Below are 19691 nucleotides of genomic sequence, written 5' to 3'. Positions count from 1 at the left end.
ACACGTGACAGCGCCGCGGACGGCGGTGGTCGACGCCGGCGTGGATGACACCCGATGCCGGCGTGGACGGCGACTAGCCGTACAGCTCCCGGAACCGCGTGACGCCGGCGTCGGTCCCGGCGACGACGAGTTCGTCGCCCCGCTCGATTCGCGCGTCGGGGCCGAGGTCTGTGAGTACCGTCCCGTCGCGTTCGATGGCGACGACCGTACAGCCCGTCCGGGCACGGATGTCGGCCTCGGCCAGCGTCGACCCGGCCAGCCCGTCGGCCGCGCTGCGGACCACCTCGACCTGCTGGTCCATGGAGATGACGTCCTCGTCTTCGAGGATGGCCGAGGCGAGCATGCGGCCGCTGACCGTCGATAGCGCGAGGACGTAGTCGGCCCCGGCGCGGTACATCTTCGTGACGTTTTCCGTCTGCTCGGCGCGGGCGATTATCTCCACGTCGGGGTTCAGGTCGCGGACGACCAGTGTAGCGAACTCGGTGTCGGTGTCCTCGGAGAGCGCGAGAATGACCGTCTGTGCGTCGGCGACACCGGCGGCGGTCAGGTCCTCGGGCTCCGTGGCGTCGCCGACCACGTCGACGCGCTGGCGGTCCTCCAAGTCCAACACGGTGTAGGGGATGCCGGCCGAGGCCAGTTCGCCACAGATTGTCCGCCCGACCTCGCCGTAGCCGACGATGATTGTCTCGCCCTGCTCGAAGCCGCGGACGCTCGACAGCGTCATCGCCTTGAGCCGTTCGAGTTGGCTCTCCGTGCCCGAGACCAGCAGGACTGTCGAGCCGTCGAGTTCGGCGTCGGGCGAGGGCGGGCTCTCGAAGCGCCCCCGGAACCACGCGCCGACGACGTTGACGCCGGTCTCCTCGCGGATGCCCGACTCCGCCAGCGTCGAACCGACGAGGTCGCTGCCCCGGTGGACCGGCAGTTCGGCGATGTCGAAGTCCTCCCCGAGTTCGATGGAGTCACCGAGCGTCGTCGAGACGCCGGTGGTCACCTTCCCGGCGAGGCTCTCGCCGAGCAACTGCCGGGGCGAGAGGACCGCGTCCGCGCCGGCGAGGTCGTGGTAGCGGGCGCGGTCTGGCTCCTCGACGACGCTGACCGTCCGGACCGCCTCGTCGACCTCTCGGGCGGTGAGGATGATGCTGGTGTTGACTTGGTCGGTGGCGTCGGCGACGACCGCTCGCGCGCTGTCGAGGCGGGCGCGCTCGAGTCCGTCGACGGACTGGGGGTCGGCGTTGATGACGCGATACCCCTCCTCGTAGAGTTCGGTCGCGCGGTCGCGGTCGGATTCGACGATGACGTAGTCCACGTCCCACGCGTCGAGTTCGGTGACCAGCGTCTCGCCCCGTGGAGAGAACGAGCAGATGACGACGTGGTCGTCGACGCCGTCTTCGAGCGCGGTCGGGGCCGAGGTCTCCATGGCCTCCTCGAACAGCGGGAACAGGAGGACCGGCAGGGCCAGAAAGATGAGGACGACGCCGGTCACGTCCATGACGATGACGAACGCCCGCATCGGGTCGCTGGTCCACGGCGCGTCCGACCCGAACCCGGTGGTGGTGAACGTCTCGACGACGACCTGTAGCGCGTGGAGGAACTCCCGGGGCCGGTTCTCGAAGGCGCTCATCCCGTAGTCGTAGCCGACGGCGTAGGCGAAGACGATACCGACCAGCCCGACGACGTACAGGAGTGTCCGCCGCTGCCACGTGTCCATCGCGTCGTACGTTGCCGAGGGCGGACAAAACAGTTCCCCACGCGTCCGAGAGGGTCGGCGGCGTTGGACTCGAAACCGACGGTGGAGTCATGTGAATGCTTATCAACCCGGCGTGTGTCCGACGACGGGCTGACGGCGGCACCGAAACCGTCTGTGTCACGCGGTTACACTTTCACTCCGGTACGGTGGGGTTTAAGTTCCGCCGCCCCTTCGTTTCGGCTGCAGTCACACGCTCCCCCTTACGTTTTCCCGCAGGTCTAACACGGTACGGCGAGTAGCCCGTGGCATGCTCGCCTTCGAGGACGTGCTGGCAGCGCGGGACCGCGTCGCCGAGACGGCCCGGCACACACCGCTGGACTACTCACACACCTTCTCGTCGATGACCGGGGCCGACGTTCACCTGAAACTCGAACTGTTCCAGCGGACCGGCGCGTTCAAGATACGCGGCGCGACCAACCGCATCGCCACGCTCTCGCCGGCCGAACGCGAGGCCGGCGTCGTGACCGCGAGCGCCGGCAACCACGCCCAAGGCGTCGCGCTGGCGGCGACGCGTATCGGCGTCGACTCGAAGATAGTGATGCCCGAGAACGCGCCCGTTTCGAAGGTCGAGGCCACGGAGAGCTACGGCGGCGAGGTGGTGCTCGACGGCCGGGACTACGACGCGGCCGCCGAGCGCGCCCACGAGATAGAGCGCGCCGAAGGGCGGACCTACATCCACGCCTTCGACGACGACATGGTGATGGCCGGCCAGGGGACCATCGGCTTGGAGATACACGACGACCTGCCGAACGTCGACACCGTCGTGGTCCCCATCGGCGGCGGCGGCCTCGTCAGCGGCGTCGCCACGGCGCTGAAGGGCCGCGACGAGGACATCCGCGTCGTCGGCGTGCAGGCCGAGGGCGCGTCGAGCGTCGCCGAGTCGCTGGCGAAGGGTCGTCGAATCGAACGCGACGGCGTCGAGACCATCGCCGACGGCATCGCCACCCGCACGGTCGGCGAGCGCACCTTCGAGGTCATCCGCGAACGCGTCGACGAGGTCGTGACGGTCACGGACGCCGAGATAGCCGTCGCGCTGACGCGGCTCCTAGAGCGGGCCAAGACCCTCGCCGAGGGGGCGGGCGCGGTGGCGCTGGCGGCTGTGCTGGAGGAGCGGTTCGACTACGCCGAGGGCGAGACAATCGTCCCGGCACTGTGTGGCGGGAACATCGACCTGAACACGCTGACCAACGTCGTCATGCGTGGACTGGCCGAGACCGGCCGGTACCTCCGCCTGCGGACGGTCCTGGAGGACCGCCCCGGCGCGCTGGAGGAACTGGTCGCCGTCCTCTCGGCCCACCGGGCCAACATCTACGCCATCGAGCACGAGCGGACCAACCGCGACGTGGCGATGAACGACGCCGAGGTGGAACTGGACTTGGAGACGCGGGGGCCCGACCACGTCGAGGAACTGCTGGCGGCGCTCAGGGACGCGGGCTTCCCGGTCGAGGTGCTGGTCTGAGTCGGACGGACCGCGGAGGGGCGGTCCGCGCGGTCGGGTTTTATCTCCCCGGCGGCCGCGAGGACAGGTATGAAACGCACCGTCCACACCGATGCCGCCCCCGCCGCGGTCGGCGCGTACAGTCAGGCGACGGCGACCGACGACCTCGTGTTCACCGCCGGGCAGATTCCGCTGACGCCCGACGGCGACTTACTCGACGGGGCCGCCGCCGACGTACAGACCGAACAGGCCTTGGAGAACGTCGAAGCCGTCCTCGAAGAGGCCGGTGCGACCATGGCCGACGTGTTGCAGGTGACGGTCTATCTGGCCGACATGGACGACTTCGACGCGATGAACGACACCTACGAGACGTTCTTCGAGGACGCCCCGCCCGCGCGGTCGGCCATCGGCGTCGCGGAACTGCCAAAGGGCGTGGCCGTCGAGATAGCCGCCGTCGCCACGACGTGATGGACCCCGCGACGAAGTCCAGCCTCCTGTGGGGCGTCGTCGGCGGGTTGTCCTTCCTCGTGCTCGCACAGGGGTACGCGCTGCTCGCCCCGGAGCCGATACCCGCCGGGACGATGGCCGGCGTCGCGCTGGCGGTCGCGGTCGGTGCCGCCGCCCTGACGCACGCGGCCCGCGGCCGCCTGCCGGGAAACGAAAGCCCTTAAACGGACGCTCTCGGACTGGCGTATGCGAGCCAGGATGGCCGAACGGTAAGGCGCACGCCTGGAAAGCGTGTTCCCTTCCGGGATTCTGGGTTCAAATCCCAGTCCTGGCGTTTCTCTCGGCGACGACGGCCAGCGCCGCGTCTCTCCCGGCCGCCCGTGGGCGACCGCGGGGCCGCGACGACACGTTTTCACGGCCGCCGCCCGAAAGAGCGGTATGGCAACTGCGACAGGCGACCGCGGACTCCGCACGCCGGCCGTCGCGCTCGTCGCCGCGTTCCTGCTTGGCGTGAGTGGACTGGCCGGCGGCGTGGCGCTGTTCGCGGTCGCGGGCGGCGTCCTCTCGGTCGTCCTCGGCGTCCAACTCTCCGTGACTGCCGTCCTCGTCCTCTGGCTCGTGTTCGTACAGGGCGTCGGCTTCGGCGGGGTGGCGCTGGGCTACCTGAAAATACGGCCGCGAATCGCACCCCGGGTCCGGTCGCTGCTGGGGCTTGGCGGCGACCCTTCGACGTTCCGCATCCCGGCGCGGGTCCCGGACGCGAAAGACGTGCTCGTCGCGGCGGCGGGCTACGGGACCGCCTTCGCGTTCGTCATCGCCGGGTCGGCGCTGGTGGCGGCGCTGGGGGTCGACACCGGTCGGAATCAGGCGGCCGAACTCGGTGTCCAGAACCCGGCGGTGCTGCTCCTGTTGATACCGGCGTCGCTGCTGGTCGTCGGCCCGGGCGAGGAACTGCTCTTTCGCGGCGTGGTACAGGGCCGCCTGCGGGAGGCGTTCGGTCCCGTCGCCGGCATCGTGTTGCCAAGCGCCGGCTTCGCGGCCATCCACTGGTTCGCGCTCACGGGCGGGTCGATGACCGGACGGCTGCTGGCGGTGACGCTGTTGCTCCCGCCGGCGCTCGTCTTCGGTGCGAGCTACGAACTGACCGACAACATCGTCGTCCCGTCGCTCATCCACGGGGCGTACAACGCGACGCTGTTCGGACTGCTGTACGTCGGCGTCGTCTACGGCGGGGCCGGCGCGTAGGGCGGGACGACCCCGACACGCCGGCCGAACGCCGCGGCGTCAGGTCGACCGGAACAGTTCCACGGTGTACCCCTCGGGGTCCTCGACGAAGGCAGCGACGGCCCCCGCCTCGGGAATCTCTGTGGGCTCCAGCACCGGCTCGCCGCCGGCGTCGGCGGCCGTCTCGAAGGCGTCGGGCACGTCGTCGACGGTGAACGCGAGGTGGTCGACATCGGCGCGGGAGGGTGCGATGGGCGTCGTCCGGTCGGGGTCGTACCGGAGTTGGAGGTCACCGTCGCCGTCGGCGTCGCTGCCGAGGTAGACGTTCTCGACGCCGTCGAGGGTGAACCGGTGGGTCTCTTCGAGGCCGAGCGCGCCGTAGAACGCCAGCGCGCTGTCGAGGTCCGAGACGCAGACGGCCGCGTGTGCGAGTTCCATACCGGCCGCTCGGACCGACGGGAAATGACGGTACCGGTCGACCCGTCCGCCGTCGAGTCACCGCGCCGGGCGAACGATTTACCCGGGCCCCCGACGATACGCCGCGCATGGCTATCGAACGGCGCGGCGACGCGTTCGTCGTCACGCACGCGCTGGCGAAAGACGAACTCTCGATGCTCCGGGACGTGGAGACCGAGCAAGTGGCGTTCCGGAAGGGACTGGTCCGGCTTGGCCGTATCTGTGGCTACGAAATCGTCGACGGCCGGCTGGAGACCGAGTACGTCGAGATAGAGACGCCCCTGACGACGACGATGGGCGAGCGGGTCAAGGGACTCGACGACGTGGTCATCGTCAACGTCCTCCGGGCGGCGACGCCGTTCGTCGAGGGGCTGTTGAAGGCGTTCCCGCGGGCCAGACAGGGCGTCATCTCGGCCAGCCGCGACGAGGCGGCCGGGATGGGCGAGGACGGCGCTTTCCCCATCTCCGTCGACTACGTGAAACTGCCCGAAATCCGGCCCGAGGACACCGTCATCGTCGCCGACCCGATGCTGGCGACGGGGTCGACGATGACGGCCGTGCTGGAACACATCACCGACACCGCCGACCCCGAGAACCTGTTCGTCCTCGCGGCGGTCGCCGCGCCCCCCGGCGTCGTTCGCGTCACCGAGGCCGTCCCCGAGGCGGAACTGTTGACCGTCGCCATCGACGACGAACTGGACGACGACGGCTACATCGTCCCCGGCCTCGGCGACGCCGGCGACCGCGCGTTCCGGACCGACTGAGCCGAGTCGAAACGTACTTGTGTCGGTTTCGAGAAGGCGTACTCCCGTTCTCCGAGCGAGTTCGTCGGTAGCCGAACCCCTTGCTTTCGGTTGGAGAACCGACAGACTGCGGCCTGATTAGGTCTCCATCGGAAAGTCTGTCTGACGCTCGTCACACTGTTTTCGCCTCCGTGACAGGACTGGAGACCGTCGACTGTCGAACCCGCGGGCGGGTCCGACCCCCGAACGGGCCGTGCTCACTCGGGCGCGTCGCGGTCGATGGCCGCGCGCCCGCTCGTCGCGCTGCGGACGCGGTCACGGAGGTCGCCGGCCTCGGCGACCGGCGCGCGCACCGCGAAGGTCACCTCGGCCTCGTAGGCGGCCTCGAAGTCGACGCCGGCGGATTCGAGCAGCCCGCGCACCGTCCCGGAGTCGTCGTAGTCGACGGTGACGGTGAACCGCTCGTGGGGGCGCTCCTCGACGACGCCAGCGGCCTCGACGGCGTCGGCGACCGCCCGGGAATACGCGCCGGCGAGACCGCCGACGCCGAGGTTCGTCCCGCCGTAGTAGCGGGTGACGACGGCGACGACGTTCTCCACGTCGCGTCCCTGCAGGACGTTCAGCGCGGGCTTGCCGGCCGAGCCGCCGGGCTCGCCGTCGTCGTCGCTGTACTCCCGGAACGGGTCCGAGCGCACGCGGTAGGCCGGGACGTTGTGGGTCGCGTCGGCGTACTCCTCGCGGACGGCGTCGACGAACGCCTCGGCGTCGGCGACCGTCTCGGCGGGCGCGACGCGGCCGACGAACTCCGAGCCCCGGACCTCGAAGGCCGCCCGCCCGCGCGATTCGACGGTCCGGTAGGTGGCGGCCACGCTAGTCCGAGGCGTCGGCGGCGGCGACGGGCGCGATGGCGATGTCCATCTCGACGCCCTCGACCTCCCACGTCCGCCGGTGGCCGTCCGCGACCGCCTCGAAGGCGTCGGCGCGGACCTCCTCGGCGATGAGGGCCTCGTGTTCGTCGACGAGGGCGGCCACGCGGGCATCGGCGATAGCGAGGTCGACGGCGATGCGGGCCTCGATGTCGAGTTCGAGGTCCTTGCGCATCTCCTGTATCCGGCGGACGACCTCGCGGGCGTACCCCTCGCTCTCGATGTCCTCGTTGAGTTCGGTGTCGACGTAGACCACGCCCCCGCCGTCCAGCGCCGCGAACTCGACGCCGGTCACGTCGTCGGGCGTCTCCCGGCGGAACTCGACCATCGACTCGGTCAGGTCGACCGGCTCGCCGAGGTCGTCGGCGACGGCGGCTTCGATGGCGTCGAGGGTCGGCTCCGCGACGCGGGCGTCGTTGAGCGCGTTCATTACCCGGCCGGCGTCGTCGCCGAAGGCCGGGCCGAGTTCGCTCATGTCCGCCCCCGCGGAGTAGTGGAGTTCGCCCCACGCGTCGTCGGCCCCAACGACTTCGACCGCGCGGGCGTTGAGGCGGTCGGCGACCACGGCCGACTGGGCTCGCACCGCGTCGGCGACGGCCGCGCTGTCGGTGTCGACGACGACGCGCGTGACCGGCCAGCGGAGCTTGCGCTCGGCCTGCTGGCGGGCGTTCGAGCCCGCCTCCTCGACCTCGCGGACCACTGAAATCTCGTCTTCGAGTTCGGGGTCGCGCAGGTCGTCGTCGGCCTCGGGCCAGTCGCACATGTGGACCGTCGGGTGGCCGGCGTCGCCGGTCAGGGCGTCGTAGACCTCCTCGGCGACGAAGGGCGTGAAGGGGGCAAACAGCGCGGCGACTTCCTCCAGCACGCGGTACAGCGTGGCGTAGGCGGCCAGCTTCGAGTCGCTGTCTTCCTCCTCCCACATCCGCTCGCGGACGACTTGGATGTAGAACCGGGAGACGTCCTCGACGACGAACGAAAGCAGTTCGTCGACGGCCTTGTCGTTCTCGAAGTCGTCCATGTGCTCGGTCATCGCCGCCTCGACGGTCTGGAGCCGCGAGAGCACCCACTCGTCGACGAGTTCGAGGTCGTCGCGCACGTCCTCGACGGTCGTCGCCGCCGGGTCGAAGCCGTCGGCCCGCATGTACGGCAGCGGGAAGCGGGCGACGTTCCAGAGGATGTTGAGCCGGCGCTGCATCTCCTCGGTCTCGTCCCACGAGAAGTTCATGTCCTCGCCTTGGGCGGTGACCGACAGCAGGAACAGGCGCATCGGGTCCCGGCCGTACTCCTCGATGACCTCGCCGGGGTCGACGAAGATGCCCTTGGACTTGGACATGCCCCGGCCGTCGGGCATGTTGGCGTAGCCGTGCATCAGCACCTGCTCGTAGGGGCTCTCGCCGGTGGCGGCCGTCGACATGCCCAGTTGCGACCAGAACCACCCGCGGGTCTGGTCGTGGGCCTCCATGATGAGGTCGGCGGGCCACAGGCGCTCGTAGGCCTCGGTCTCGTTGGGGTAGCCGACGGTCCCCCACGTCGCCACCGAGGAATCGAGCCACACGTCGAACACGTCGCCGACGCGGGTGTAGATCACGCCGTCCTCGGTGATGGTGAGGTCGTCGACGGTCCCCTTGTGGAGGTCGACGCTCTCGGGGTCGATGTCCTGGTCCACTCGCGCGGCGAGTTCCTCGCGGTCGCCGACGACGATGACCTCGTCCATGTCGCCGCTCCAGTCGACGGCCTCGCTGTCCCCGTCCGTCGCCTCGCCGTCCGGCGTCCAGATGGGGATGGGGATGCCCCAGTAGCGCTGCCGGGAGACGTTCCAGTCGGGGGCGTCCTCGACGAAGTCCCGGAAGCGGTTGTCCCGCGCCCACGAGGGGTACCACTCCGCGTCCTCGATGTTGTCGAGCAGCTCGTCCTTGATATCGGTGACCGTGATGAACCACTGGTCGGTGACGATGCGGACGATGTCGGTGTCACACCGCCAACACTGCCCCTCGCGGACGGTCGTGGCGTCGCGGGCCACCAGCAGGCCCTTCGCGTCGAGGTCGTCGACGACCGCGTCGTTGGCGTCCCGGACGAAGGTGCCCGCGTACTCGCCGGCGGCGTCGGTGTAGCGGCCGTCGCTGCCGACCGGACAGAACGTCTCCAAGCCGAGTTCCCGCCCGCGCTCGAAGTCCTCTTCACCGTGGCCCGGGGCGGAGTGGACCAGCCCGGTGCGGTCGGCCTCGACGTAGTCGGCGGTGTAGACCTGTCCCGACCCCTCGCCGTCGGCGTGGTCGGGCACCTCGGCGGCCAGCGGGTGGTCGTACTCCCAGCCGACCATCTCCTCGCCGGCGACCCGCTCGACGACCTCGTAGTCGTCGTAGCGCCCCGCCTGCAGCACGTCCTCGACGCAGGCCGCGGCGACGTAGAGGCGCTCGGTCTCGCCGTCCTTGGTGGCGTCGACGCCGACGTACTCCAAGTCGCCGTCGGCGGCGACGAACGTGTTGGCGACGACGGTCCACGGCGTCGTCGTCCAGATGACGAGGCTCCCCTCGCGCTCGCGCAGGGGGAACTGCACGTAGATGGAGGGCTTCTCCACGTCGTGGTACTCGACCTCGTTGTTGGCGATGGCCGTCTCACACCGGGGACACTGGTTGATGGAACGCTGGCCTTGCTCGACGAGGCCCCGGTCGTGGGCCTGCTCGAACCCCCACCACGCCGCCTCCATGTACTCGGGGTCGACCGTCTTGTAGGGGTCGTCCCAGTCCATCCAGACGCCGAAGTCCTGAAAGTCCGTCTGGAGGCCCTCTAGCTGTTCCTCGGCGAAGGCCTTGCACTCCGCGATGAAGTTCTCCTCGCCGAACTCCTCGATGTCTTTCTTGTTCTCGAAGTCCAGTCGCTCCTCGACTTTCGTCTCGATGGGGAGGCCGTGCATGTCGTAGCCCGGCCGGTCGGTCACGTCGTACCCCTGCATCCGCAGGTAGCGGATGTAGAGGTCCTTCAGCGTCTTGTTCCACGTCGTCCCCATGTGGGCGGCCCCGGAGGTGTAGGGCGGCCCGTCGACGAAGAAGTACTCCTCGCCGTCGGCGCGGTGCTGCTTGGTCTGCTCGTAGGCGTCGACGGCGTCCCAGTACTCGAAGACCCCCTCCTCGACGGATTCGGGGTCGTACTGGTCGTCGAGCGCGGCGAACCGGTCCATACCCGGCACATTCGCCGCCGGGATTAAAGGGCAATCGGTTGGGTGTGTCGTCAGTCAGGGGCGCTCGACGCCGGTCACGTCGAAGCGCGCGCCCCCGTCTGGCGGCTCCGCGACCGACAGCCGCCAGCCGTGTTCGTCGGCGATGCGCCGCGCGATGTAGAGCCCGAAGCCGGTCGCCCCCTCGGCGGCCGAGAAGCCGGCCTCGAAGACGCGCTCGGGCGGGTCGACCGACAGCCCCGCGCCGTCGTCGGCCACGTAGAACCCCCCGTCGGCCGCGCCGACCGTGACGGTCACGTCCGGGCCGCCGTGTTCGACGGCGTTGTCGAACAACAACTCGACCAGCAGCCGCGTCGAGTCCGGGTCACCCAGCACGCGGCCGTCGTCGGCGACCGACAGCGTCGCGGCCGCCGCGTCGACGCTCTCCCACGCCTCCCGCGCGACCGCCGAGAGCCACAGCGTCGTCGGCTCGACCGAGCGCTCGCGCTGGGCGGCCGTGGCGACGATGCGGTCGACGGTCGCGGCCAGCCTGTCGACGGAGTCGACCGCGGCGTCGAGGGCCGGGTCGTCGGCGTCGATCCGCGAGAGCGTCCCGGTCGTGACCTGCAGTTCGTTGCGGAGTTCGTGGGCCGTCATCAGGGCGAGCTTCCGGAGCCGCCGGTTTCGACGCCGAAGCTCCTCCTTTTGCTCCCGGAGGACCGTCACGTCCTGCGTGACGCCGACGAGGCCGAGCCGCTCGCCGTCGTCGCCGCGCCACGGCACCTTCGAGGTGCGGAGGTACTTCCCCAGCGAGTCGGAGTACTCGTCGACGTGCAGGACCGGCTCCCCGGTGTCGACCACCTGCCGGTCGTCGCTGTAGTTCGGCTCGTCGAAGCTCCGTTCGCCCGACAGGGTCTCCATGTCGGTCAGCCCGAGCAGGTCGCTCGGGTCGAACATCGACCGGCTGGCGATGAGGTGGCGCGCGTCGCGGTCCTTGGCGTAGAGGTGGACCGGCAGCCCCTCGAACAGCGAGGCGAGAATCGTCTCGGGTCGGGAGGGCTCCCGGGCCGCCATCGGCAGCCGTTCGGCGTCGAGGGCGGCCCCAACGGCGTCGACGACGGCGTCGGCGGCCAGCGAGTCCGCCGCGACGACGTGGGCCCCCTCGACGGCCGGCGGGTCCGGCCCGTAGACGACGACCGGGAGGTCGGGGTACAGCCCCGCCGCCGCGTAGACGACGTTCTCGACTGCCGGGCAGTCGGCGGCCGTCGAAACCACCAGACAGCCGACGGGCGACCGACACAACGCCACCGTCACGCCGTCGGCGTCAGTCGCGACGGTCTCGACTCCCAGTGCCGCCTCGAACCGCTCGATGCCGTCGCGGACACCGACGAGACAGACCGTTGTCGTGTCGGCCATCACCGGATATAGAGAGTCGCCCGACAATACAGTACCGGCCGCGAGCGCGGGGCCGCCACCCCTTTGGCCGCCACGCCCCTGTGTCCGGCCGTGCTTGAGTTCCCCGACGCCGACGACCACGCGCTCGCCCCGGACTGCCGGCGCTGTCCGGCGCTGGTCGAGAGCCGCGAGTGCATCGCGTGGGGGAACGGCCCGCTTGACGCCGACGTGGTCGTCGTGGGCGAAGCGCCCGCGGCGGGCGACCCCGAGGCCCAGCGGTGGCGCGGAGGCAACCTGACCGGACTGGCCTACACCTCGCGGGCGTCCGGCCGGAAGATCCGGACGCTCCTCGCCGACGCCGGCTTCGGCCGCGACGCCGCCTACTTCACGAACGCGGTGAAGTGTCATCCACCGGGGAACCGCGACCCGACGGACGCGGAACTGGCGAACTGCCGCCCCTATCTCGTTCGGGAGGTCGAGACGGTCGCCCCGCGGGCGGTTCTCACCACCGGGAAACACGCGACGCGAACGGTGCTGGCGCTCGACGACCGCACGCTGGACGGCTTCCTCGATACCGTCCTCGACCCCCTCGCCAGCCGACGCCTCGGCGTCCCGGTCGTCCCCCTGTTGCACCCGAGCTATCAGGAGGTGTGGCTGTCGCGGCTGGACTACACCCGCTCGGAGTACGTCGACGCGATACGGGCGGCGGTCGCCGGGGCCGGGGACGGGGCCGAACCTTGATGTGACCGCCGGTCCCACCGCGGCACATGGACGACTGCATCTTCTGTCAGATCGTCGCCAGCGACATCCCCAGCCGCACCGTCTACGAGGACGACACCGTGCTCGCGTTCCTCGACGCGAATCCGCTGGCGGCCGGCCACACGCTCGTCATCCCGAAGGCCCACCACGAGACGGTGGCCGACCTGCCGGCCGACGCCGCAACCGACGTGTTCGCGGCGCTGCACGCGCTCACGCCCGCCGTCGAGGCCGCGGTCGACGCGCCCGCGTCCACCGTCGCGTTCAACAACGGCGAGGCGGCCGGACAGGAGGTCCCCCACGTCCACGGTCACGTCGTCCCCCGGTTCGACGGCGACGGCGGCCGCCCCATCCACGCCATCTTCGGCGACCGGCCGGAGCTCTCGGACGGCGAACTCGACGCCATCGCCGCCGACATCGCCGACGCGGCCTGAGGCCGACCCGCGGCCGAGCGACCACCAGTATCCTTTTATTCGATAGGGCCAGCCATGAATGGTATGGGGGTTTCGACACTCGCGCTCGTTGGGGTGGTCGGCGGGGCCGGGACGACCAGAACCGCCGTCGAACTCGCCGGGACGCTGGCCCGGGACGGCCGGGACGTGGCCGTCGTCGACGCCGCGTTCGGCACGCAGGGGCTGGCGACCTACCTCGGCGGCCGCATCGAGGCCGACGCGACGGCCGTCGCCGCGGACGAGGCGACGCCGGCGGCGGCGCTGTACGATTGGGACCTCGACCTCCCGGGTCGGGTCAGGCTGTGTCCGGCCCACGCCCCCTTTGAGCGGGTGGCCCGCGCCAAGTCGCCCGAGGCCGCGCGGCGCTTCGAGAGCGCCGTCGACGAAGCGGCCCGAGGGGCCGACCACGTCCTGCTGGACGTGCCGCCGGTGGCGGCCAACCAGTCCGTCGCCGCCGCGACGACCGCACAGCGGCGGGCGCTCGTCGCGCCGGACAGCCGCCGGGGTGCGGACCTGCTCCCGCGACAGCGGGGCCGCCTGCGCGACATCGACGCCCCGGCCGACGCCGTCGTCGCCACCCGGACCGACGGGACCGCGACGGTCGACGCCGACCACGCGGTGCCGGCCGGCGACCCCGACGCCCGCCGCCCCGAGAGCGTCGACCCGGCGTCGCCGCTCGCGCCGGCCGTCGCCGCGGCGGCCGAGGGGCTGCTCGGCGTCGACCTCGACCTGTCGTTCGCGGACGAGGGACTGCTCGACGGCCTCCGGTAGTCAGGTCGGCAGGGGGACGACGACCACGGGCCGGTCGAGACGCGCCAGCAGGTCCCGGGCGGTCGAGCCGACCCCCTCGCTGTCGGCCGCACCCCGGTTGGGACCGACGACGACCTCGTCGGGGTCGTGGGCCGCGACGGCGTCCAGCAGCGCCGCCGTCGGGTCGCCCTCCCGGGTTTCGGTCGTCGGCGCAGCGGCCGCCAGCCGGGACCGGGCGACGTTGGCGGCGTCGCCGGCGTCGCGGGCCGGCGCGTCCGGTTCCCTGACCCCGACCACGACGACGCTGTCGCCCTCGGGGTCGAGGCGGTCGCGCAGGTAGTCGGCGGCCGCGGCGGTCACGTGGACGGAGGCGGTGGCGACGAGGTAGTCGGTCACGCCCGTCGGTGGGTGCCGGCGGGGTTTCGGCGTTTCGGCGGTCGCCCGGAGCGACGGGCTTACGTGGACCGCCCGCCCTACGGGAGAGCGTGCGCGTCGAGAACAGCTTCATCGGGGTCGACGGCGTCGGCGAGAAGACCGAGCGGTCCATCTGGGAGCGCGGTGTCACCCACTGGGACGAGTTCGAACCGGGCGTCGTCGGCGGGACCCGGGGCGAGCGCATCCAGCAGTTCATCGGCGAGGGTCGGGACCGCCTCGACGACGGTGACGTGGCCTACTTCGACCGGACCTTCCCCAGCGGCGAGCGGTGGCGGCTCTACGAGACGTTCCGGGACCGGGCCTGTTTCTTCGACATCGAGACGACCGGGTTGGACCAGCAGCGCAACCGGGTGACGACGGTCAGCCTGCATCAGGGCGGCGACACCGAGACGCTCGTCGCGGGCGACGACCTCACCGCCGGGAACCTGCGGGCGGCCTTCGACGGGGCCGACCTGCTGGTGACGTTCAACGGGAAGCGCTTCGACGTGCCCTTCCTCGAGGCGAACTTCGACATCGACCTCGACCGGCCCCACCTCGACCTCATGTACACCTGCCGGAAACTCGGCCTCTCTGGCGGCCTCAAGGAGATAGAGGCGGACATCGGCATCGAGCGCGACCGGCCGGACATCTCCGGGCGGGACGCCGTTCGCCTCTGGCGCGAACACGAACAGGGCCGGGACGGGGCCTTGGAGACGCTGGTCTCGTACAACCGCGAGGACGCGGTCAACCTCCGGACGCTCGCCGACGAGGCGACGGCCACGCTGGACGACGACGTGTTCGTGGGCTGAGCCCGCGGTCGGCGGTTCGACGGCTTCAGACTGGGTCAGGCGCGCTGGTCCCGGTCGCGGGCCGCAGGAGGTGGGCGCGGCCGGCGAGAAACCCAAGCAGGAGGCCGGTACAGTGGGCGACCAGCGCGACGCCCGGGTTCGCCGTGGCGAGCGTGATGGCGACGGCGGCGACGCCGGCCAGCGCGAGCTGGACCCGCGGGGACAGCGAGAAGCCGCCGACGACCGTCTCGGTCACTCGGTTGGCCGCCAGCAGGTAGCCCAGCAGACCGAAGACCGCGCCGCTGGCACCGAGGACGCTGACCCGCGCGGGCAGTCCGGGGACGAGCGGGCCGACGAGTCCCGCGAGGGCGACCTGCGCGACGCCGGCCAGCGCGCCGGTGCCGAGGAAGAAGACGTGGAACCGAAGCGGCGTCGTCCGGCGCTCCAGCGCGAGGCCGAGCAGGGCGACCCCGAGGGCGTTGGCGAGCAGGTGCGAGAGCCCGGCGTGGGCGTAGACGCTCGTCACCAGCGTCCACGGGCGGGCCAGAAGCGGGTTCGAGAGGGCGAAGACGGCGCGCTCGCTGGTGACGAGACCGACGACCTGCTGGCAGGCGAACACGGCGACCAGCGCCGCGAGCGTGAGGGCGGTGGGGCTGGCTGTCAGGCGGCGACCCATCACTCCGAGATTGTCGGCCAGCCCACAAGAAAGGTCGGGTGGCCGCCGTCGCCGGCGCGTCGGGCCGGTTCCAGAACGCATAGGTGGCCCCGAGGCGTGGCCCCGCACATGAGCGAGTTCGACGAGACGCTTGCGGCGGCGTTCGGCGAGGAGACCGACGAGGAGACGGCGGCCGAGGCTGCCGAGAAACTGGCGGCGTTCGCCGAGGACACCGAGCGGGACCTGTCGGCCGACGACCTGCTCGACCGACTCGCGGCCGCGCCCTACGACGAGTTCGCGCACCGCTACGACTGGCTGGTCGGGGACCTCGTCGCGGAGGACGACGACCGCCCGGACTCCCGGGCCTACCGGCTCGCCGGCTTCGGCGACCTCGCGGCCGACCCCGAGCAGGGTGCCTGAGGAGACGGGCGGGACGTACACGCTCGTCCTCGAACGGGAACGGGGCGGCCCCGTCACCGTGGGGGCGCTCGGCGACCGCGAGTTCCCGGCGGGCTGGTACGCCTACACCGGAAGCGCGCTCGGTAGCGGGGGCTTCGCGCGGGTCGACCGTCACCGCGCCGTCGCGGCCGGCGACAACGACGCCCGCCACTGGCACGTCGACTACCTGCTGGGCGACGCCGCGACGGCGGTCGAGCGCGCGGTCACGACGGCCGCGGACGCGGAGTGTGCGGTCGCCCGGCGGGTGAGCGACGCGACCGACGACCGCCCGGCGTTCGCCGGATTCGGTTGTTCTGACTGTGACTGCGCGACGCATCTGGGGTACGCGCCCGACCGTGAGGCGTTGCGGTCGGCCGTCGAGCGCGCCCACGAGACAGTCCGCGAGCGGTAGCCGGGCGCGAGCGAGCGTCACGCCGGGCCGACGTGGCCGCGTCGCAGTCACCCGTTCGGACCGCGCTCAGGAGATGTGGATGGCCGGCTTGTTCGGCTTGGCCTTCCCGGCGAGGTCGTCGCCGTCCTCGGCCCGGCGGACGGTCACTGCGGCCCCGAACTCGTCTTCGAACAGCCACGTGGCCCGCTCTAGCACGTCCAGTTCCCGCTCGCCGTCGACGACCGGTTCCAGCCCGCCGCCGCGTTCGGCGAGGGCGGCGGCGTAGTCGGCGACGGCCTCGCCGTCGGGGAGCGCGTCCGCGTCGAGGAGGTCGGCGACGAGGTCGCCGGTCGCGCCGTCGCCCCGGACGAACTCGCGGGCGCGGTCGTAGGCGTCGTACTTCCAGTCGGGGGCGACGACGAGGTCGATGCGCTCGGGGTCGTCGATGTCGACCACGTCGGTGATGTCCCGGACGTCGTCCAGCGTCGTCCGGACGAGTTCGCGCTCGATGCGGTAGTCCGCTACGTCGTGGAGCGGTTCGGGCCAGCGGGCCGCGGCGACGAGGCCGTCCTCGTCGAGCAGATGCCACAGCTCCTCGGCGAGATAGGGGGCCAGCGGCGCGACCAGCGCCGACAGCGTCCGCAGGCCGCGGCTGTAGGCGAACCGGTAGGGGTCGTCGTAGCTCGCGTACCGGCGCAGGAGGCTGGCGAACCGGCGGAGTTCGCCGACGGCGCGGTGGAAGCGAAACCGCTCGTACTCCTCGGTGACGGCGGCGATGGTGCGGTCTATCTCGCGTTCGAGGTAGGCGTCGTGGGGGGCGCTCTCGTCCCGGGCCGGCGGGTCCGAGACCCACTGGTCGACCATCCCGTACAGCGTCTGCTGGAACTCGTAGGCCGTCGAGACGTCGGTGACCGTCCACTCGAAGTCCTGTGCGGGGTGGGCCGCCGAGAGGACGAACAGCCGCGTCGTCTCCGCGCCGTACTCGTGGGGCGCGATGTCGTTGCCCTTCGATTTGGACATCTTCTCGCCGCCGTGGAGGACCGTCCCCTGATTGATGAGGCGCTCGACGGGCTCCCGGCGGTCGAGCAGGCCGAGGTCCGCCAGCGCCCGGGTGAAAAAGCGGAGGTACAGCAGGTGGAGGACGGCGTGTTCCTCGCCGCCGACGTAGACGTCGACCGGGAGCCACTCGTCGGCCGTCTCGCGGTCGAAGGGCCCCTCCTCGAACGCCGGGGAGAGGTAGCGCAGGAAGTACCACGAGGAGTCGACGAAGGTGTCCATCGTGTCGGTCTCCCGGACCGCGTCGGCCCCGCAGTCCGGACAGGTCGTTCGCTTCCACTCCTCGGCGGCGTCCAGCGGATTGCCCGTCGTCTGGACGTACGCGGGGAGTTCGACGGGGAGGTCGTCGTCGGGGACCGGGACCGGGCCGCAGTCGTCGCAGTGGACGACGGGGATGGGCGTGCCCCAGTAGCGCTGGCGGGAGACGAGCCAGTCCCGCAGGCGGTACGTGGTGGTGGCGTCGGCGGCGTCGGTGTCGAGCAGGCGCTCGCGGGCGGCCGTGCTGGCGAAGCCGTCGTAGTCGCCGCTGTTCGTGAGCATCCCGTCGCCGGTGTAGGGGAGGTCGGTGTCGCTCCCGTCGAGCGGTTCGACGACCCGTTCGACCGGGAGGTCCTGCGTGGCGGCGAAGGCGTAGTCGCGCTCGTTGTGGGCGGGCACGCCCATGACCGCGCCCGTCCCCACGTCGTCCAGCACGTAGGCGGCGACGTACACCGGCAGTTCCGCGCCGGTGTAGGGGTGGGTCGCCGTGAGTCCGGTGTCGACGCCGCTGCGGCCGGCGTCGTCGGTCGCGGCGACCGACTCGACGTAGTCGGCGACGGCGTCGTTCTCGGCGGCGACGGCGTCGACCACCTCGTGGCCCGGCGCGAGCGCGAGATACGTCGCGCCGAAGACCGTGTCCAGTCGGGTGGTGAAGGCGTCGACGGTGCCGTGGCCCGCCACCTCGAAGGTCACCGCCGCGCCCTCTTGGCGGCCGATCCAGTTGCGCTGGCTGTCCCGGACGCCCTCGGGCCACCCCGAGAGGTCGTCCAGCCCGTCGTACAGTTCGTCGGCGTAGTCGGTGATGGTGACGAACCACTGGTCGAGTTCGCGCTGCTCGACAGCGGTGCCACAGCGCCAGCAGACGCCGCCGGGGGCGTGGTCGCGGCCGCCGTCGCCGGCCTCGACCTGCGCGTCCGCGAGGACCGTCTCGCAGTCGGGACACCAGTTGCTCGTCGCGGCGTCGTACTCGACGAGGTCGGCGTCGTACAGCCGCGTGAACAGCCACTGGTTCCAGCGGTAGTAGTCGGGGTCGCAGGTCGTCACCTCGCGGGACCAGTCGTAGCCAAAGCCCATCTCCCGCAGGTCGTCGCGCATCCGCTCGATACAGCTCCGGGTCCAGCTCTCGGGGTCGGTGTCGCGCTCGTAGGCCGCGTTCTCGGCGGGCAGGCCGAATGCGTCCCACCCCATCGGGTGTAACACGTCGTCGCCGGCCATCCGCCGGTACCGGGCGTAGGCGTCGGTGATGGCGTAGTTCCGGATGTGGCCCATGTGTAGCGAGCCGGAGGTGTAAGGGAACATCCCGAGCACGTAGGTCGGGTCCTCGGCGTCGGCGGGCGTCTCGTAGACCCCCTCCCGCTCCCAGACGTGCTGCCAGTACTCTTGGACTCGCGTGTGGTCGTAGCGGCGCGACATTCGATGGCTGTGTGTGGGCCGCCGACGCCCATGAGTGTTCGCCCGTCACTTCAGGTACGGGCCGACGTGCTCGGCGAAGGGCTTGCGCACCAGCGCGTACGCCACCGCGGCCGCGCCGGTGACGGCGGCCAGCGGGACGACGGGGTCACCGAGCCGCCAGACGGCGAGCGCGAGCAGTGCCAGCGCGAGGGCGGCGTCCTCGGGCGCGCCGTCGTAGCGGACCCGGTAGCGGGCGCGGTGCCAGCGTCCGAGCGCGTGGTTGTAGACGGCGTCGGTGTTCGTCCGCTCCCACGGCCGCTGTTCGTCGGCGTCGGCCGCGATGTCACAGAGCGGGTGGACCGCGGCGGCGACGGCGGCGACGGCCAGCCCGACGGTCAGCGGCGACGGAGCGAACGCGGCGACGGCCGCGAGCGCGACGGCGGGGAGCCACGCCAACACCGGCGCGTGGAGCGTCCGCCGATGGGTGCCCACGAGGAGGTCGAGGTCGGGGAGCAGGCTCCCGATGACGGCACCGGCGACTGCGGGGCCGGTGAACGCCGGCGCGAACGCCGTGACGCCGGCGGCGAGGACGAGACCGACGGCGACGTGGGTCGGGGCCATCATCGGGACGAGTGTGACTATCTCCGTGGGCGACGGGCCTCAATCCTGCGGTCGGACGGGCCGCGTAGGGTGCCGGGCGACCGCCGAACGGGCGCAGACCCCGGCAGGTCGGCTCGTCCGGGCGGCGAGTGCGGGGCGAACGGCGCGCTCGACGGGCTGGGGAGGTCTCGCAGTCGAGAGAAGAGCGACG

At 71.3% G+C, this 19691-nt stretch carries 20 protein-coding genes and 1 tRNA gene; 12 read left to right on the top strand and 9 right to left on the bottom strand.

Annotation, left to right across the window (positions count from 1 at the left end; all coding sequences use genetic code 11):
- Positions 1-73 precede the first annotated feature (73 nt).
- On the bottom strand, positions 74-1708 hold the full coding sequence (locus ACV7JO_RS13115; protein ID WP_470353855.1) for a potassium channel family protein: 1635 nt from the start codon (positions 1706-1708) through the stop codon (positions 74-76).
- A gap of 286 nt (positions 1709-1994) precedes the next feature.
- Here ACV7JO_RS13115 and ilvA point away from each other — a divergent pair, with 286 nt between their 5' ends.
- The 5 genes from ilvA (at position 1995) to ACV7JO_RS13090 (ending at position 4877) form a co-directional block, all read left to right on the top strand.
- Positions 1995-3206: a threonine ammonia-lyase gene (gene ilvA, locus ACV7JO_RS13110; RefSeq protein WP_470353854.1), complete on the top strand. Its 1212-nt coding sequence runs from the start codon at positions 1995-1997 to the stop codon at positions 3204-3206.
- Between the two features lie 69 nt (positions 3207-3275).
- Entirely contained in the window at positions 3276-3653 is a 378-nt protein-coding gene (locus ACV7JO_RS13105; RefSeq protein WP_470353853.1) for a Rid family detoxifying hydrolase, read from the top strand.
- Positions 3653-3856 carry a DUF7981 family protein gene (locus tag ACV7JO_RS13100; RefSeq protein WP_470353852.1) on the top strand — a complete coding sequence of 68 codons (204 nt, stop codon included), beginning with the start codon at positions 3653-3655 and terminating at the stop codon, positions 3854-3856. The genes ACV7JO_RS13105 and ACV7JO_RS13100 overlap by 1 nt, the downstream gene beginning before the upstream one ends.
- Before the next feature lie 28 nt (positions 3857-3884).
- Positions 3885-3966 (top strand) — tRNA-Ser (locus tag ACV7JO_RS13095).
- Positions 3967-4070: 104 nt separating this feature from the next.
- Positions 4071-4877 carry a lysostaphin resistance A-like protein gene (locus ACV7JO_RS13090; protein WP_470353851.1) on the top strand — a complete coding sequence of 269 codons (807 nt, stop codon included), beginning with the start codon at positions 4071-4073 and terminating at the stop codon, positions 4875-4877.
- Between the two features lie 39 nt (positions 4878-4916).
- Here ACV7JO_RS13090 and ACV7JO_RS13085 read toward each other — a convergent pair whose 3' ends face one another.
- The gene (locus ACV7JO_RS13085; protein ID WP_470353850.1) at positions 4917-5294 is read right to left on the bottom strand and encodes a VOC family protein; all 378 of its coding nucleotides are present in this window, start codon (positions 5292-5294) and stop codon (positions 4917-4919) included.
- Between the two features lie 107 nt (positions 5295-5401).
- Between ACV7JO_RS13085 and upp the strand changes: the two genes are divergently transcribed.
- Positions 5402-6076 carry a uracil phosphoribosyltransferase gene (upp, locus tag ACV7JO_RS13080; protein ID WP_470353849.1) on the top strand — a complete coding sequence of 225 codons (675 nt, stop codon included), beginning with the start codon at positions 5402-5404 and terminating at the stop codon, positions 6074-6076.
- A gap of 236 nt (positions 6077-6312) precedes the next feature.
- On the opposite strand, the gene ACV7JO_RS13075 is transcribed toward upp, so the two are convergent.
- The 3 genes from ACV7JO_RS13075 to ACV7JO_RS13065 are packed head-to-tail and all read right to left on the bottom strand — an operon-like array spanning position 6313 to position 11551.
- On the bottom strand, positions 6313-6924 hold the full coding sequence (locus ACV7JO_RS13075; RefSeq protein ID WP_470353848.1) for an IMPACT family protein: 612 nt from the start codon (positions 6922-6924) through the stop codon (positions 6313-6315).
- 1 nt (position 6925) lies between these two features.
- On the bottom strand, positions 6926-10159 hold the full coding sequence (gene ileS, locus ACV7JO_RS13070; protein ID WP_470353847.1) for an isoleucine--tRNA ligase: 3234 nt from the start codon (positions 10157-10159) through the stop codon (positions 6926-6928).
- 54 nt (positions 10160-10213) lie between these two features.
- The gene (locus tag ACV7JO_RS13065; protein WP_470353846.1) at positions 10214-11551 is read right to left on the bottom strand and encodes a PAS domain-containing sensor histidine kinase; all 1338 of its coding nucleotides are present in this window, start codon (positions 11549-11551) and stop codon (positions 10214-10216) included.
- A gap of 90 nt (positions 11552-11641) precedes the next feature.
- Between ACV7JO_RS13065 and ACV7JO_RS13060 the strand changes: the two genes are divergently transcribed.
- The 3 genes from ACV7JO_RS13060 (at position 11642) to ACV7JO_RS13050 (ending at position 13509) form a co-directional block, all read left to right on the top strand.
- A complete protein-coding gene (locus ACV7JO_RS13060) occupies positions 11642-12271 on the top strand; it encodes a uracil-DNA glycosylase (RefSeq protein ID WP_470353845.1) in 630 nt (209 codons plus the stop codon).
- Between the two features lie 26 nt (positions 12272-12297).
- Complete coding sequence (locus tag ACV7JO_RS13055) at positions 12298-12720, top strand: HIT family protein (RefSeq protein ID WP_470353844.1); 423 nt, start codon at positions 12298-12300, stop codon at positions 12718-12720.
- A gap of 63 nt (positions 12721-12783) precedes the next feature.
- Entirely contained in the window at positions 12784-13509 is a 726-nt protein-coding gene (locus tag ACV7JO_RS13050) for a division plane positioning ATPase MipZ (protein WP_470353843.1), read from the top strand.
- On the opposite strand, the gene ACV7JO_RS13045 is transcribed toward ACV7JO_RS13050, so the two are convergent.
- Complete coding sequence (locus ACV7JO_RS13045; protein ID WP_470353842.1) at positions 13510-13884, bottom strand: universal stress protein; 375 nt, start codon at positions 13882-13884, stop codon at positions 13510-13512.
- Positions 13885-13973: 89 nt separating this feature from the next.
- Between ACV7JO_RS13045 and ACV7JO_RS13040 the strand changes: the two genes are divergently transcribed.
- A complete protein-coding gene (locus ACV7JO_RS13040; RefSeq protein WP_470353841.1) occupies positions 13974-14711 on the top strand; it encodes a ribonuclease H-like domain-containing protein in 738 nt (245 codons plus the stop codon).
- Between the two features lie 25 nt (positions 14712-14736).
- Here the strand turns inward: ACV7JO_RS13040 and ACV7JO_RS13035 are convergent, their stop codons facing one another.
- Entirely contained in the window at positions 14737-15366 is a 630-nt protein-coding gene (locus tag ACV7JO_RS13035) for a rhomboid family intramembrane serine protease (RefSeq protein WP_470353840.1), read from the bottom strand.
- Between the two features lie 108 nt (positions 15367-15474).
- Between ACV7JO_RS13035 and ACV7JO_RS13030 the strand changes: the two genes are divergently transcribed.
- Positions 15475-15765 carry a hypothetical protein gene (locus ACV7JO_RS13030; RefSeq protein ID WP_470353839.1) on the top strand — a complete coding sequence of 97 codons (291 nt, stop codon included), beginning with the start codon at positions 15475-15477 and terminating at the stop codon, positions 15763-15765.
- Positions 15758-16195 carry a GIY-YIG nuclease family protein gene (locus tag ACV7JO_RS13025; RefSeq protein WP_470353838.1) on the top strand — a complete coding sequence of 146 codons (438 nt, stop codon included), beginning with the start codon at positions 15758-15760 and terminating at the stop codon, positions 16193-16195. Before ACV7JO_RS13030 ends, ACV7JO_RS13025 begins: the two co-directional genes overlap by 8 nt.
- A gap of 66 nt (positions 16196-16261) precedes the next feature.
- On the opposite strand, the gene leuS is transcribed toward ACV7JO_RS13025, so the two are convergent.
- The gene (leuS, locus tag ACV7JO_RS13020; protein ID WP_470353837.1) at positions 16262-18901 is read right to left on the bottom strand and encodes a leucine--tRNA ligase; all 2640 of its coding nucleotides are present in this window, start codon (positions 18899-18901) and stop codon (positions 16262-16264) included.
- Between the two features lie 45 nt (positions 18902-18946).
- Positions 18947-19504: a metal-dependent hydrolase gene (locus ACV7JO_RS13015; protein WP_470353836.1), complete on the bottom strand. Its 558-nt coding sequence runs from the start codon at positions 19502-19504 to the stop codon at positions 18947-18949.
- Positions 19505-19691: the final 187 nt, after the last annotated feature.

Source organism: Haloarcula sp. MBLA0138 (genome assembly GCF_055632455.1).
Note: the sequence above shows the minus strand (reverse complement) of the source record. Positions and strands in the feature narration are given on the sequence as shown.